Here is a 14,885-nt window from a genome sequence, read left to right on the forward strand (position 1 = left end):
GAATGTGAGCTGCTGATCCATCCGAACATCCTCAATGTGTTTGTGCCGGGGATTGTCTCATGCGGGGGACTTGTTCACATGTTCCCTAGCCTTGTCTCGATAAAAATAATTATTTGGAACCACACGACATGATTAAAAAAGTTCTATGCACGGCTTTCTGTGCCCTGACGGTGGGAACAACTTCAATCAGTGCACAGGCCACTGATATTGGTATGGAAACGGCTACTGCGGCAAGCGTGGTGGGTTTGTTGCCTCAAACCATGGCCAGTTACTGGGGGGAGGACGGTATCAATGTTCAGCTCTCCATGGGGCAGACACTGACGAAATCCCTGTTAAAGGTGGCATCCGGCAAGCTGGACAGTGCGATTGTCCCGACACCGGCGTTTTATGCCCTTCAGGACGGTAAGGGGCCCTATGCAAAGATGGGCGATAAGGCGGTTGCCCTGTCGAAAAACGTTCGTGCCCTGTTTGGTTTCCCCGCAAGTTTCTATCACGCAGTTGTTTGGGCCGACTCAGACATCAAGTCCTGGGAAGATGCGGTAGGCAAGCGTGTCTATATCGGTCCGCCTGCTGGCGCTGCGAATAACCAGATCAGGTCATTGGCGAAGGCAGGGGGGCTGGAACCCGGCACTTATGAGGAGGTAAAAACGCCCTGGGGTGTGGCCTCCCAGAGTTTCCAGGACGGCCAGTTCGACGTGTACGTGGGCTCATTCGGCCTGGGCTCACAGTCGTTGTCTGAAATGAGTTTGCAGCGCCCAATCCGCCTGCTGTCGGTGAAACCCGAAAATCGTAACCCTCCCAAAACGGCCGGCATGGCCGGTGGTGTCATACCGGCCGGGACATATCCGGGCGTGGTAAACGAGTCCGACGTTTATACCTTCCAGACACTGATGTTTGTCGGCGTGAATAAAGATATGCCGGATGACGTTGCCTATCAGTTGACCAAGTCTTACCTGGAAAATGTTAGCAAGATCGCTGAGTCGAATCCCCTGATGAAACATCTGGGAAGTGCCGATCCGTTTGCCGGTGTGGTGGGCCAAATCCATCCTGGTGCTGCTCGTTACTACGAAGAGCAGGGGATCGAGATTCCAGAAGAATATAAGTGATCGACATCGTTACAAAATAAGGGGGACAGGTCCCTCTCGGGGTGAAGGCTATGCAGATTTCGCTGCAGGAAAACAAGCTGGTTCGTGCCGCAAGTTATCTTTTCGCGTTGATGGTCACCGTCTATGGCTTGGCTAACGTTATGCCCGCAATCGGGGATTTTCGAATAGGTCCGTTTGAGATGTTCCTCTTTCGGCCGACGTTTTTCGCACTGTGCGTCGTTGTTGTACTCCTGAGTATGCTGGGAACACGGAATGAGCCCTCCTCGGTTTGGGTGGTGCTGGCTGGTCTGCTGGCGACAGCTGGACTGTTCTGGGGCAGTTTCGAGTTCTATTTCGTTGCCCGCGATATCGATGACGGAATGTTCCTGTTCGGGACATACGAGATGTGGATATCCGTGTTGTCGGCTGCCGCGGCACTCTACTTTTGCTGGCGCATCTGGGGTGTTCCTGTCGCCATTCTGGGCATCCTCGGTGTTGCCTACATGTGGACAGGGCATATGTGGCCGGGGCCGTTCAGGACCGTCAACAGCGGTGTGGAGGAGATGCTTGCTCAAAATCTGCTGTTCAGTTTGGATACCGGCATTTTGGGCAGTACTTTCTCGATTGTCGTGACCACGGTATTCCCATTCATTATTCTCGGTGCAGTGCTTGAGGGCGTGGGCGCAGGCGAGTCGATGATTCGTATCGCTTTTTATTGGATGCGCCGCGCGGCAGGTGGGCCGGCTTATGCGGCTGTCCTCTCATCTGCTCTTTTCGGAACCGTATCCGGTAGTGCGGTGGCCAACGTGGTCGGCACCGGCGTGGTGACCATCCCGATGATCAAGCGCCGTGGTTTTACTCCAAGCTTTGCCGGAGCTGTAGAGGCATCAGCGTCTACCGGTGGGCAGATCATGCCGCCGATCATGGGGGCTGCGGCTCTTGTTATGGCGGACTTCGCCGGCGTCAGCTACCTGACGATTATCGTCGCGATATTGGTGCCTGCCATCGCGTATTATCTGAGCCTGTTCGCGATGATCTTTTTTGAGACCCGCCGCCTGGGTATCAAGGCCGACACTCAGCAAGTGGACGATGTCGAGATGCCGGGGCGTCAGGATTATCTGAACCTGCTGATGATCTTTGGGCCTTTGGTGATGATTGTCGCACTGCTGATCGGCGGGCTGTCGCCATCGGGGGCATCTATTTCGGCTCTGGCGTTGTTGTTCCCCTTGAGCTTCGTGAACCCCAAAGTACGCAGCAAACCCGTTCAGTTGATTAACTGTCTGGTTGAGGGGGGCTCTACCTTCTCCAAGCTGCTGATGGCTATTGCGGCGGTAAGCATCGTGATTTCGGCACTGTCGGCCACCGGTGTGCCGGTCAAATTCGGCGTTTTGCTCAGTTCACTGGTAACGGACTCGCTGTTTACCTCACTTCTGTGTGCGGCTGTGGGATGCGTCATTCTGGGCATGGGTATGCCGACACTGCCTGCTTATGTCACGGTCGCGACGATTGCCATTCCGGCTATGGAGCAGCTGGGACTGGATCCGCTTACGGCCCACATGTTCGTGTTCCTGATTGCCGTGGGCTCGGCCATTACACCGCCGGTTGCTATTGCGGCCTATGCGGCTGCGACAATCTCGGGAGGCAAGCCTATTCGCACCTCTGTTGACGCCTCTCGTGTGGGCATCATGATCTTCATTATTCCGTTTGCCTTTGCGTACAACCCGCTTTTGCTCACGGTTGATCAGGCTCACGTGCAGTTCGAGTTGCTGCCCTGGCTGTGGCTGTTGGCAAAACTGGCGCTGTGCATCCTGATGCTCTCTTCTGCACTGATCCGTTTTGACACCCAGAAACTGGGGTGGAACGAGGTACTTCTGCGAACCGCCTGTGCAGTGTTGATGTTTGTGCCTGAAGGTCACTGGGACCTGATAGGCGTTGCCGGTTCGTTTCTGCTTTGGGCGGCCCACCGTCGGATTTTGGGTTGTAACAATCTACTGAAAGAAAGAACAAGCTTATGACAAATATTATCTACATCGTCGCAGACGACCTGGGCTATGCCGATCTTGGATGTTATGGCGGTCGAGAAGCTCAGTTCGGCCGAATTTCGCCAAATATCGATAAGCTTGCCGAGCAGGGGATGATGTTCACCGAGGGCTATTCAAACTCGCCGGTATGCTCTCCCACACGCTTTGCGTTGATGACCATGGCCTATCAATACCGTTTGCGCGGCGCACTGGAAGAGCCGATCAATAGCCGGTCAAAAGGGGATCCGACACTAGGGTTGCCACCGCACATACCGACGCTGCCGTCGCAGCTGCAAAAAGCGGGCTACTACACCAGCCTGATCGGCAAATGGCATCTGGGTTATCCGCCGCACTTCGGACCGCGCTCATCGGGCTATGACGAGTTTTTCGGCATCATGGCCGGCGGGGTGGATTACTTCCGTCATATAAGCGGAAAAGGTGATCATGATCTCTATATCAACGAAGAGGAGCATCATGAGATCGGCTATCTGACCGACCTGCTCTCGGAGCGCGCGGTGGATCTGGTGCACCGGCGGGCCGAGGCGGCCAAAAATGGCACACCTTTCTTCCTGAGCCTTCACTACACGGCGCCGCATTGGCCGTGGGAGACCCGTGATGACGAAGCGCTGGCGAATGACTTGACCAACCTGTTTCATCTGGATGGCGGCAACATCCATACCTATCAGCGCATGATCCACCATATGGATGAGGGCATAGGTCAGATCATGCAGGCACTGGAGGAGCATGGCCTGACTGAGGACACGCTGATCGTGTTTACCAGCGATAACGGTGGCGAGCGCTTCTCCGATAACTGGCCGTTGGTGGGCGGCAAGATGGACCTGACCGAAGGCGGTATTCGCGTACCCTGGATTGCGCGATGGCCAAACGCCATCAAACCCGGCACGGTCAGCGCTCAGCAGTGCATGACGATGGACTGGTCATACACGCTGATGAAAATCGGTGGTGGTGAAGCCGATCCGAACTATGCGACTGACGGCGTGGATCTGCGCGCTGTGCTGTATGGCGAAGTTGAAGCGTTCGAGCGTCCTCTCTACTGGCGCATGAATCATCGTAGCCAGCGAGCGGTGCGGGTTGGTGACTGGAAATACCTGAAGGTCGACGACAACGAATACCTGTTCAACGTCACCAACGACGCCCGAGAGCGTGCCAACCTCAGGCATAAGGAGCCTGAGCGCTTCGATGCGATGCGCAGGATGTGGCTGGACTGGAACGACAGCATCCCGCCGATTCCGGAAGATGCCTCTGTGAGTTTGGGGTACTCCTACAAGGATATGCCCCAGCGCTAAAACCTCTCCGGCACCCGTTTGGGTGCCGAACTCTCCCCGGAGTATCCCTTGAACGTATTGAGCAAGCTATTTCCGTTCATCATTTGGTTGCCCAGGGTGAACGCAAGCACTTTCATGTCCGATCTGATGGCTGGGCTGACAGGCGCTGTCGTCGTTCTGCCTCAGGGGATCGCCTATGCGTTGATCGCTGGCATGCCCGCGGAGTACGGTCTGTACACGGCCATTGTGGTTCCGGTGCTGGCCAGCTTCTTTGGTTCATCCAAACATATGATTACCGGCCCCGCTGCAGCAATTTCGATTGTTGTGATGGGGGTTGTAAGCAACGTTGTATCGCCCGGGTCACCGGAGTTCATCGCGTCGGTTTTTACACTCACCCTGATGGTGGGGTTGATTCAACTGGCACTGGGCCTTGCCAGAATGGGCGGGCTGGTGAACTTCATATCCCATACCGTCGTGATCGGCTTTACCTCCGGTGCGGCACTGTTGATCGCGACCAGCCAACTGCCGCATGTGATCGGCATTCATCCGGATCGTAATCAGAGTTTTGTCGACGCCTGGGTCGGTCTACTCGAGAGGTTGCCTGAAACGAATTATTGGTCGGTGCTGATTGCGCTGGCCACTATTGCCGCTACGTTAGTTAGCAAACGCATCAGTTCCAGGTTGCCAGCCATGTTTGTTGGAATGCTGGCGGCTATGCTCGTTGCGTGGCTGGTTGACGCAGCTGACAAGGGGGTGGCTTTTGTCGGTGCGGTTCCGACAGGATTGCCCGGTTTGTCCATTCCGAACCTGTCGTTCGGCCTGATATCAGATCTTTTCCCAGGCGCCTTTGCGCTTGCGATACTGGGGCTGGTCGAGGCGGTGTCAATTGCACGGGCCATATCGCTCAAGTCAGGGCAGCGAATCGTCGGTAATCAGGAGTTCATAGGTCAGGGGCTGGCCAATACGCTGGGCAGTTTCTGCTCTTCGTTTGCAAGCTCTGGCTCGTTCACGCGTTCGGGCGTCAACTTCGATGCGGGTGCCAAAACGCCGATGGCGGCGCTTTTAGCCTCGGTGTTTGTACTGCTCATTGTGCTGCTGATGCCGGGTATGACTGCGTATCTGCCGTTGCCCGCGATGGGTGGTGCTGTTCTGCTCATCGCGTGGAACCTGATCGATTTTCATCACATCAAAGCGATACTGCGTTTCAATCGCTCGGAAACGATCGTGTTGCTGACGACGTTTACCGCGACCCTTTTCGTTCAGCTCGAATTTGCGATTTACCTTGGCGTAATTTTGTCGATGATCGGCTATTTGAAAAGAACGTCCAAACCGAAAGTGATCGCCGTGGCGCCGCGCTCACTTGAAACCAGCACGGATCTGCGTAACGTCACGCGGTTTAGCCTGATGCAGTGCCCGACGATCCGTTTCCTGAGGATCGATGGTTCGTTGTTTTTTGGTGCGGTCGATAACGTTCTGGATGAGATCGAAAAGTTCAGGGCTTCAGTGCCAGAGTGCACTCACCTGGCGATCTGCTGTTCGGGTATCAATTTTATTGATCTGGCCGGTGCTCAGATGTTGCTCGACCTGAAGCGGCGCCTTCAGGAACAGGGTTGCCGGCTCTCCTTTGTGCAGCTGAAAAATACCGTCTTTGATGAGCTGCGCGCCTCGGGTGTGGTGGATCTGCTGGAGGAGGGGGCCTTCTATCAGACCCCTGATGAGCTGCTTGAAGAGTTGATTGATAGCGAATTCAAGCGCCAGCAGTGTGAAGGGTGCGCCATGCGGATTTTCAAGCAGTGCCCCGGAACAGACGCTTGAGCTCATCCTGGGGATCGGCAAGGCTGGCAAGCAACTTTCCAATTTGATTATCAATTGTCTCCCTAGTGTAGGCGGTAGACATTCGAAAGTTCATAACTAATTGAAAATTAAGACTTAATAAAACTGGGCCATTTTTTGCTCTAAACCTTCCGATTCTGCCCAAGAATGATAAGAGCTGACTGGCAGCCTGTCCGCAGAAGGCAGGTTGAGCCAAGGGGAGTACGGCATGGCCCAGATTGAAACCTTTTATGGCGTGATGCGGCGTCAGGGGATTACGCGCCGCAGTCTATTGAAGTACAGCAGCCTTACGGCTGCCGCCTTGGGTCTTGGACCCACCTTTGCACCCAAAATCGCCCACGCGATGGAGACCAAACCCCGCACGCCGGTGGTCTGGTTACACGGTTTGGAGTGTACCTGCTGTTCCGAGTCATTCATCCGCTCAGCCCATCCACTGGTTAAGGATGTGGTGCTGTCGATGATCTCGCTTGATTACGACGACACACTGATGGCCGCAGCCGGGCATCAGGCCGAGGCGGCGTTGGAGCACACCCTCGAAAAATACAAGGGCGAGTACATCCTCGCGGTGGAGGGCAATCCGCCGCTGAATGAGGATGGCATGTTCTGCATCGTCGGCGGCAAGCCGTTTCTCGATCAGCTCAAGCGTGCAGCCAAAGATGCCAAGGCCGTGATCGCCTGGGGCAGCTGTGCCAGCTGGGGTTGCGTTCAGGCCGCCCGGCCCAACCCCACTCAGGCCGTGCCCATTCACAAGGTGATCACCGACAAGCCGATCATCAAGGTGCCGGGCTGTCCGCCGATTGCCGAGGTGATGACCGGCGTCATCACCTACATGCTCACCTTCGGCAAGATTCCCGAGCTTGATCGTCAGGGGCGCCCGAAGATGTTCTACGGCCAACGCATTCACGATAAGTGCTATCGCCGCCCGCACTTCGATGCTGGTCAGTTCGTCGAGCACTGGGACGATGAGAATGCACGCAAGGGCTACTGCCTGTACAAGGTCGGCTGCAAGGGCCCGACCACCTATAACGCCTGCTCGACGGTGCGCTGGAACGAGGGCACCTCTTTCCCGATTCAGGCCGGCCACGGCTGTATCGGCTGTTCCGAAGACGGCTTCTGGGACAAGGGCTCGTTCTATGACCGCCTGACCAATATCAAGCAGTTCGGTATTGAGCAGAACGCCGACGAAATCGGCACGGCGGTGGCAGGCGGTGTAGGAGCAGCGATTGCGGCCCATGCAGCGGTCAGTGTCATCAAACGGGTTACCTCCACCAGTAACAAAGAGCACGGAGAGCAGGAGTCATGAGCGATTTGAACGCCGCCAGTCTCGATAACTCAGGGCGTCGCATCGTGGTCGACCCGGTGACCCGTATCGAAGGTCACATGCGTTGCGAGGTCAACGTCGACGAAAACAATATCATCCGCAATGCGGTCTCCACCGGCACCATGTGGCGCGGGCTGGAGGTGATACTCAAAGGGCGCGACCCGCGTGATGCCTGGGCCTTCGTAGAGCGTATCTGCGGTGTCTGCACCGGTACCCACGCGCTGACCTCGGTGCGCGCGGTAGAGGATGCACTGGGTATACAGATCCCCTATAACGCGCACCTGATCCGCCACCTGATGGACAAGACGCTACAGGTGCATGATCACATCGTGCATTTTTACCACCTGCATGCACTGGATTGGGTGAACCCGGTTAACGCGTTGAAGGCAGACCCGGTGGCTACGTCCGAACTGCAGAAAATGGTCTCGCCGCACCATCCGAAATCAAGCCCCGGCTACTTCCGCGATGTACAAACCCGGCTGAAGAAGTTTGTCGAGAGTGGTCAACTCGGGCTGTTCGCCAACGGCTACTGGGACAACCCCGCGTACAAGCTTCCGCCGGCTGCGGATCTGATGGCCGTGGCACACTATCTGGAAGCGCTGGACCTGCAGAAGGATATCGTCAAGATTCACACCATCTTCGGCGGAAAAAATCCGCATCCGAACTACATGGTGGGTGGTGTCGCGTGCGCTATCAATCTGGATGATGTCGGCGCGTCCGGTGCGCCGGTCAATATGACCAGTCTCAATTTCGTACTGGAGCGCATCCGCGAAGCCCAGGCGTTCACCAAGCATGTCTATCTGCCCGATGTGCTGGCGATTGCCGGCATCTACAAGGACTGGTTATACGGTGGCGGTCTCTCGGGCCAGAACGTGCTCTCGTACGGCACCTACACCCAGGTGCCCGGCGACAAATCCACCGACCTGCTGCCGGCCGGTGCCATCATCGGCGGCAACTGGAATGAAGTGCATCCGGTGGATGTGCGCGACCCCGAGCAGATCAAGGAGTTCGTCAGCCACAGCTGGTACACCTACGGGGGCGACGAGACTCAGGGTCTGCACCCCTGGGAAGGGGTGACCGAACCCAAGTTTGAACTGGGTCCGAATACCAAAGGTACCAAGACCGATATCAAAGAGCTGGACGAATCCGCCAAGTACTCATGGATCAAGTCGCCGCGCTGGCGCGGACACGCCATGGAGGTGGGGCCTTTGGCGCGCTACATCATCGCCTACGCGTCGGGCAAAGAGTACGTACAGGAGCAGGTCGACCGCTCGCTGTCGGCATTCAATCACGCCACGGGGCTTGATCTTGGCCTCAAACAGTTCCTGCCCTCGACGCTGGGGCGCACGCTGGCCCGCGCACTTGAGTGTGAGCTGTGCACCGACACTATGCTTGATGACTGGCATGCGCTGATCAACAACATCAAGGCGGGCGACAGCTCAACCGCCAATGTCGAGAAGTGGGATCCGAGCAGCTGGCCGAAAGAGGCGCAGGGTGTGGGGATCAACGAGGCGCCACGCGGTGCACTCGGGCACTGGATCAAGATCAAGGATGGCAAGATCGACAACTATCAGGCGATCGTACCGACCACCTGGAACGGCTCTCCCCGTGATCATAACGGCAATATCGGTGCGTTTGAGGCCTCTCTGCTCGATACGCCGATGGAGCGCCCGGACGAACCGGTGGAGATACTTCGAACCCTGCACAGCTTTGATCCTTGTCTGGCGTGCTCGACGCATGTCTTATCGCCGGATGGTCAGGAGCTGACCAAGGTTAAAGTCCGTTGACAGCTGGGGTGTGCGGTATGGCGCACACCCGTGGAGGATTCCGCGATGGCACTGGAAAAACAACTCGAACTCGGTGACAGCGAGGAGAAGGTACGCAAGCAGGTTGCGGTTTACGTCTACGAGGCGCCGGTGCGCCTGTGGCACTGGGTAACCGTACTCTGCATCCTGACACTGAGCATCACCGGCTACTTCATTGGCTCACCGCTGCCGAGTGTGCCGGGTGAGGCCAGCGATAACTTCCTGATGGGTTATATCCGCTTTGCCCACTTCAGCGCCGGATACATTCTGGCGGTGGCGTTTATCGGCCGAATCTACTGGGCGCTGGTCGGCAACCACCACTCCCGGGAGCTGTTCATCGTGCCGGTCTGGAGCGGCAAGTGGTGGGCCGAACTCTGGCACGAGGTGCGCTGGTACCTGTTTATGGTCAAGACGCCGAAGAAGTACATCGGTCACAACCCGCTTGGGCAGTTGGCCATGTTCAGCTTTTTCGTCATCGGCAATACCTTCATGATCCTGACCGGGTTTGCGCTGTACAGCGAAGGCTTAGGGTCGGGCAGCTGGGCCGATCAGCTGTTCGGCTGGATTATCCCGCTGTTCGGACAGAGTCAGGACGTGCACACATGGCACCATTTGGGGATGTGGTACATCATCATTTTCGTGATGACCCACGTGTATGTGGCCGTACGCGAGGACATCATGTCCCGTCAATCGCTGATCTCCACCATGGTTGGCGGCTGGCGCATGTTCAAGGATGACAAGCCGGACTGAGGAGGCACGTAGTGCCTCCACCGTCTTTGCGCTCTGGCACCGAAGACGCCCGGAACATCCGGGTAGGCTGCTGGAGCGCTGTTACCTGATCCCCCTTCATATATCCCAAGCCGAGTTGGCGCGTCAGCTCGGCATCTCTCGCCGCCGCGTCAACGAGATCGTCAACGGCCAGCGCGCAATCAGCGCCGATACCGCACTGAAGCTTGCACGCTATTTCAAGACCACGCCGATGTTCTGGCTCGAAAAACAGCAGTTGTGGGAGCTGTACGAGGCTCAACGCCGAGTTCTCTCCGGTACTGTTTAAGCTCTAAACGAATATCCGCCATGCTGCGTAAATTTCATCTGACAGCATTGTGCGCGAAGGGTGGCCATACAGTAGATTTAATAAGGTAGGGACAATGGCTGTCAGAACCGGCACCTCGGGCTGGCAGGGCAGGACTGCCTTTTACGCTGCTCAGACCTGACCTTTCCTGAGGGGCCGTTATGGAATACCTGTGCCGAGTACTGCAAACCATCCTTCTTGCCATACTTTGCGTGTCTGTGATGTCCGTTCGGGCCGGGACGAGCAGCTGTCTTGAGGTGCCGGTACGCGTTCATTCAGTCCAGCCCGTCGCGATGGAGGATCTTTGTCAGGGGGCCGCCTCTGCGTTGCGTTTTCTAGAGGGATACGGGGTCAAACCGACCCGCATCATCGATATAGACATAGTGGACAGGGTATCGGAGCACTACGGTAATAAAGCGTTAGGCAGTTATGATCTGGAAAACAGTCGTATTCTTCTGATGTCGATGCAGGACATGACAGAGAAGCTGGCGGTTTCGACTCTCTATGGTCAGGCGTTCGATCGAATTCACTATCGCAGTGTTGTGGCCCATGAAGTCGCTCATGCGCTCTTCCATCAGAACAGCCCGAACGCGCGGTTGACCAATGCGGCCCAGGAGTATCTGGCCTATGTCACTCAGTTGGCGGTATTGCCAGCGGATCGACGTCAGCAGATTGTCGAGCATGCAGGGGTAGCGGGCTGGGAGTCCGGCGACTCGATCAGCGAGATCTATATGGTGATGGCGCCAGAGCAGTTCGCGGTTAAATCCTACCTACACTTTACCGGTATGAACGATCCGTCGGCGTTCGTTAAGGTACTGCTCAATATCAAGTGGTTTTATGTTTATGTCCCCTGAGATCAGGACGGTCACGGAAGGGGCAAATATGCGTAGACTGTGTAACGTGGTTTCTTTTCGGACGATGATTATCAAGGAGGGTCAATGATCTTTCACGCCTGCTCTATGGTACTTCAAGGGGGCACGTTTACCTGCGTCGCCTATCTGGTCTCGCAGCGCTCTTTCGCCGCGAACCCTGCCAGGCAGGGGGCTCGATTGGCGTTGGCGGAGCGTTGAACCGACGATGGGGGCTTATGACAATCAACTGCCGGCTGAGTTTATCGCTGCAGTGTTTCCTGAGCAGATGGCGGCCCGGCTTGATCTCTCGGATCTCATACGAACAATCAAATGCCAGCGCTATTCGGCGAAGAGTACTTTGCTGAGTGCAGGGCAGCGCTGGGACAGGTTGTTCTATATTCGCAAGGGGTTAGTGCGTCTGTATTACCTCGATGCGCAGGGCAAGGAATCGAACAAGGCGTTTTTTGACGAGGGAGATACGCTATGGCCCGTCTCCCCGAGGGACAGAGTAGCTCCGGTGCTGTTCAATATCGGGGCGCTGGAAGAGGTTGAACTGATCGAGTGCGAGTTATCCGCGCTGCAACGCATCTTCGTCGAGCAGGGGGATTGGGAGCGTTTCGCGCTGCCTTTCGCGGAAAAGCTGATTGAGCAGAAGTTTCAGCGTGAACATGATTTTCTGATGCTGTCCGCCTCCCAGCGTTATGAAAAGTTCGTCTCCAGCAACCCGGACATCGCCATCCGCATTCCTGACTATCAACTGGCCTCTTTCCTCGGTGTGACCAATGTAACCTTGTCGAGAATCCGGCGCTCGATTAACAAATGTTAATGAGCGTATAGGGGCACACCTGTCAGTCTATCTACCTCTAACCACTTTGGAGGTATCGTGGATGAAAACACTGGATTCGAAAGCGCAGTTGGCTGTGTCGGCGCTGCTTGGTTTGATCGTCTTGCATACGATGATGCTGGTCGCGCTTTTCACCCATGCTGCGTTGTCACCACCGGACTTTGTCGGGCCGTTAAATGCTGCTGTCATTGCGCTTCAGTTGATGGCGATACTGCTGATCTATTGCAACAATCAGCAGCGCTACACTTGGGTACTGTTGGCGGCAGTGGTATCTATTCCCGGCGTCGGCCCACACAAATTCTTGCTTGAGCCGGACGCGCTGCAGCTATCGCCGGTTATCCTCTCGGGAACGCTGTTTATCCTGATGCTGACCCGTTACGCCATCTGGACAGACCGTCAACGGGTGTCGACAGCGGGCAATTAACGTGCGCAGCCCTTACTGCGGCAGCTCCGGAACGTCCAATACCGCCGAGGATGCGAAGGGCGCGATGCACCGCGTCCACTTCACACCTTTCAATGAGTCGGAGGGCAGCAGGGCGTCCTCCTGAGAACTGTAACGCCGGTACTTGAGTGACAGTTGATGGGAGATCCTCGTAGAAGAAACTAAGCGTAGTCTCGCTCATAAAACGGATGTTGCAGTTGGAGAAGGGCAGTGCCGACCTGGGGTGGGACGAAGGCTCCAGCTTACCTTGGGTGCCGGAAAGCTGGGGAAATCATCTGATCGGTTATCGGCTCAGTCGATAGACATCCAGCGCACCAGCCCCTGACCGGCGCGCTTGCCAGTGGCGAAACAGCCGGTGAGCAGGTACCCGCCGGTCGGGGCTTCCCAATCCAGCATCTCACCGGCGACGAAGACACCGGGCAGCTTGTTCAGCATCAGTGCGCTGTTGACCTCGTCGAAGGGGACACCTCCGGCGCTGCTGATCGCCTCATCAATCGGTCGGGTCGCGACTGGACGTAGCGGCATGGACTTGAGCGCTCTGGCGATCGCTTTGGGATCCTGAGTATCCAGCTGCGGGCAACACTCTTTCAGCAGGGCCGAGGTAACGGGCGGAAGGTGTAAGCGCTTGCGCAGCAGATTGGCGAACGAGAGCCCCTTGCGAGGCTGGCTCAACTTCGTCTGTATCGTCTCTTCTCTGTGCGCGGGCAGCCAATCGAGTCGCAACTCGGCCGGCTGTTCCGAGTCGCTAAACAGCAGGTCACGCAAGGGGGCGCTGAGTGCGTAGATAAGGCTGCCTTCTATACCGTATCCAGTGATCAGGAACTCCCCCTTTCGGGTAATCTCCCTCCCGCCCGGCGTGGTGATCGACAGCGCGATGTTTTTGATCGGTGTGCCACCGAAGCGCTCCTGCACAAAAGCACTCCAGTTCATTTCGAAGCCGCAGTTGCTTGGCAGCAGTGGGTTGAGTGTGATGCCCGCCTTTGCAAGCGGCTCGAACCAGCGTCCATCAGAACCGAGTTTCGCCCAGCTAGCGCCACCGAGTGCCAAGACTACCGCATCGAAACGACGCACGATCTCGCCATCCGGGGTGTCGAAACGCCAGCCTGCCTGTGGTTGGCCATCGACCCAGCCGCTCCAGCGGTGTCGAGGGTGAAACACGACGCCCTGTTCCCGCAGACGATGCAGCCAGGCACGTAAAAGCGGAGCGGCTTTCATGCCGGTGGGAAACACGCGATTCGAGCTGCCCACGAAGGTTTCGATACCCAAATCATGAATCCAGTCCCGCAGCTGTTGCGGTGTGAACGCATCCAGCATCGGCTGGAGATAGGGCCGGGCTTCACCATAGCGCGTGACAAAGTCCTCGTAGGGCTCGGCATGGGTGATATTCATGCCACCGATACCAGCCAGCAGAAACTTGCGTGCCACACTGGGTTTTGAATCGAACACCTCGACCGCAATACCTGCACTGGCGATCTGCTCGGCCGCCATCAACCCTGCGGGCCCTGCGCCGATTATGGCAACGGTGGGCTTACTTTGGGTGTCGGCTGGCTGCGTTGGCATGAATGATCCTGACTGGGCTGTGTAAATAGGCAGTGCAGTGTAACCGAACGCTCGGTAAATGTGAGGGGAGCCGATTATTCAGGCCGATGGGTGTGTCAGGCCTACAAAAATCATGCCGTACATGGCAGAATGTGGCCGCCTTTTTCACTTGTTGCAGCAATGCAGGTCATTGCTGGTTGATGGTTGCATTTAACGTTTTTTCGCTCTGTTTCTTTGGTGTTTTTATGCTCAAGTCCATGATGAATTCCGCTACCAAATTGTTGCTCGTTGCCCTGTGTGTCCCCGCGTTTGTGTCCGGGTGTGCGTCATCTTCGATGGTTGGGCGTACGATCTCAAGTGACTCCTACGCCACAGGGTTTCATGATGGACGCCATAGCGGCTTGAAACGTGCCGGTAATGTCTCCGAGGTCATGATCAAGGATCTGACGCGGTTCGCGGAGGATAAGGATTACCGTGATGGCTGGCTTTCCGGTGAACAGGAAGGGATCAGAATTCAGAAGGAGCTCAGAGCAAGCAAGGGTGTCGTCAGTGGCGGTAGCAAGCCGCGCAAGGAGCCCGAGAACGTTGCACCCAATACCAAAACGGTCGACCCTGATCAGATTCCCGATATGCAACCTTCGAAGCTGAAGTTCTGATCGACACCACAACGCAGAAAACCGCCGGGCATCGCCCGGCGGTTTCTTTTTGGGCTCAGATATCCACGCAAACGACTAAGCGCGGTGGTTGTATGTCGGGTTGGGTTCTATAGTTTTCTCAGTCTTGTCA

14 protein-coding genes are annotated in these 14,885 nt (G+C 56.4%); 13 read left to right on the top strand and 1 reads right to left on the bottom strand.

What is annotated here, in order from left to right:
• Nucleotides 1-128: 128 nt before the first annotated feature.
• The 12 genes from ADIMK_RS00585 (at nt 129) to ADIMK_RS00635 (ending at nt 12,542) form a co-directional block, all read left to right on the top strand.
• Nucleotides 129-1,106, top strand: a complete 978-nt coding sequence (locus ADIMK_RS00585) for a TAXI family TRAP transporter solute-binding subunit (RefSeq protein ID WP_051692227.1) — start codon at nt 129-131, stop codon at nt 1,104-1,106.
• A gap of 50 nt (nt 1,107-1,156) precedes the next feature.
• Nucleotides 1,157-3,100 (top strand): TRAP transporter permease, encoded by a 1,944-nt coding sequence (locus ADIMK_RS00590; protein WP_051692230.1) that lies wholly within the window; start codon nt 1,157-1,159, stop codon nt 3,098-3,100.
• Entirely contained in the window at nt 3,097-4,413 is a 1,317-nt protein-coding gene (locus ADIMK_RS00595) for a sulfatase family protein (protein WP_036182409.1), read from the top strand. Before ADIMK_RS00590 ends, ADIMK_RS00595 begins: the two co-directional genes overlap by 4 nt.
• Nucleotides 4,414-4,470: 57 nt before the next feature.
• Complete coding sequence (locus tag ADIMK_RS00600) at nt 4,471-6,207, top strand: SulP family inorganic anion transporter (protein WP_255344256.1); 1,737 nt, start codon at nt 4,471-4,473, stop codon at nt 6,205-6,207.
• 226 nt (nt 6,208-6,433) lie between these two features.
• Nucleotides 6,434-7,528 carry a hydrogenase small subunit gene (locus tag ADIMK_RS00605; protein WP_036182413.1) on the top strand — a complete coding sequence of 365 codons (1,095 nt, stop codon included), beginning with the start codon at nt 6,434-6,436 and terminating at the stop codon, nt 7,526-7,528.
• Nucleotides 7,525-9,333, top strand: a complete 1,809-nt coding sequence (locus ADIMK_RS00610) for a nickel-dependent hydrogenase large subunit (RefSeq protein WP_036182415.1) — start codon at nt 7,525-7,527, stop codon at nt 9,331-9,333. Before ADIMK_RS00605 ends, ADIMK_RS00610 begins: the two co-directional genes overlap by 4 nt.
• A 45-nt stretch (nt 9,334-9,378) precedes the next feature.
• Nucleotides 9,379-10,101 carry a Ni/Fe-hydrogenase, b-type cytochrome subunit gene (cybH, locus tag ADIMK_RS00615; protein ID WP_036182417.1) on the top strand — a complete coding sequence of 241 codons (723 nt, stop codon included), beginning with the start codon at nt 9,379-9,381 and terminating at the stop codon, nt 10,099-10,101.
• The gene (locus tag ADIMK_RS00620) at nt 10,085-10,405 is read left to right on the top strand and encodes a HigA family addiction module antitoxin (RefSeq protein WP_051692235.1); all 321 of its coding nucleotides are present in this window, start codon (nt 10,085-10,087) and stop codon (nt 10,403-10,405) included. The genes cybH and ADIMK_RS00620 overlap by 17 nt, the downstream gene beginning before the upstream one ends.
• Before the next feature lie 179 nt (nt 10,406-10,584).
• Nucleotides 10,585-11,277, top strand: coding sequence for a DUF6639 family protein (locus tag ADIMK_RS00625; protein ID WP_156042717.1), 693 nt, complete (start codon nt 10,585-10,587; stop codon nt 11,275-11,277).
• An 84-nt stretch (nt 11,278-11,361) separates the two neighbouring features.
• Nucleotides 11,362-11,493, top strand: coding sequence for a hypothetical protein (locus ADIMK_RS22270; protein ID WP_255344255.1), 132 nt, complete (start codon nt 11,362-11,364; stop codon nt 11,491-11,493).
• Nucleotides 11,494-11,500: 7 nt separating this feature from the next.
• The gene (locus ADIMK_RS21145; protein ID WP_051692237.1) at nt 11,501-12,100 is read left to right on the top strand and encodes a Crp/Fnr family transcriptional regulator; all 600 of its coding nucleotides are present in this window, start codon (nt 11,501-11,503) and stop codon (nt 12,098-12,100) included.
• A gap of 61 nt (nt 12,101-12,161) precedes the next feature.
• On the top strand, nt 12,162-12,542 hold the full coding sequence (locus ADIMK_RS00635; protein WP_051692240.1) for a hypothetical protein: 381 nt from the start codon (nt 12,162-12,164) through the stop codon (nt 12,540-12,542).
• 309 nt (nt 12,543-12,851) lie between these two features.
• Here the strand turns inward: ADIMK_RS00635 and ADIMK_RS00640 are convergent, their stop codons facing one another.
• Nucleotides 12,852-14,120, bottom strand: coding sequence for a BaiN/RdsA family NAD(P)/FAD-dependent oxidoreductase (locus ADIMK_RS00640; protein WP_036182421.1), 1,269 nt, complete (start codon nt 14,118-14,120; stop codon nt 12,852-12,854).
• 224 nt (nt 14,121-14,344) lie between these two features.
• Here ADIMK_RS00640 and ADIMK_RS00645 point away from each other — a divergent pair, with 224 nt between their 5' ends.
• Entirely contained in the window at nt 14,345-14,755 is a 411-nt protein-coding gene (locus tag ADIMK_RS00645) for a hypothetical protein (protein WP_156042719.1), read from the top strand.
• Nucleotides 14,756-14,885: the final 130 nt, after the last annotated feature.

The organism is Marinobacterium lacunae, from assembly GCF_000705555.1.
In the GTDB taxonomy this organism is placed as follows: Bacteria; Pseudomonadota; Gammaproteobacteria; order Pseudomonadales; family Balneatricaceae; genus Marinobacterium_D; species Marinobacterium_D lacunae.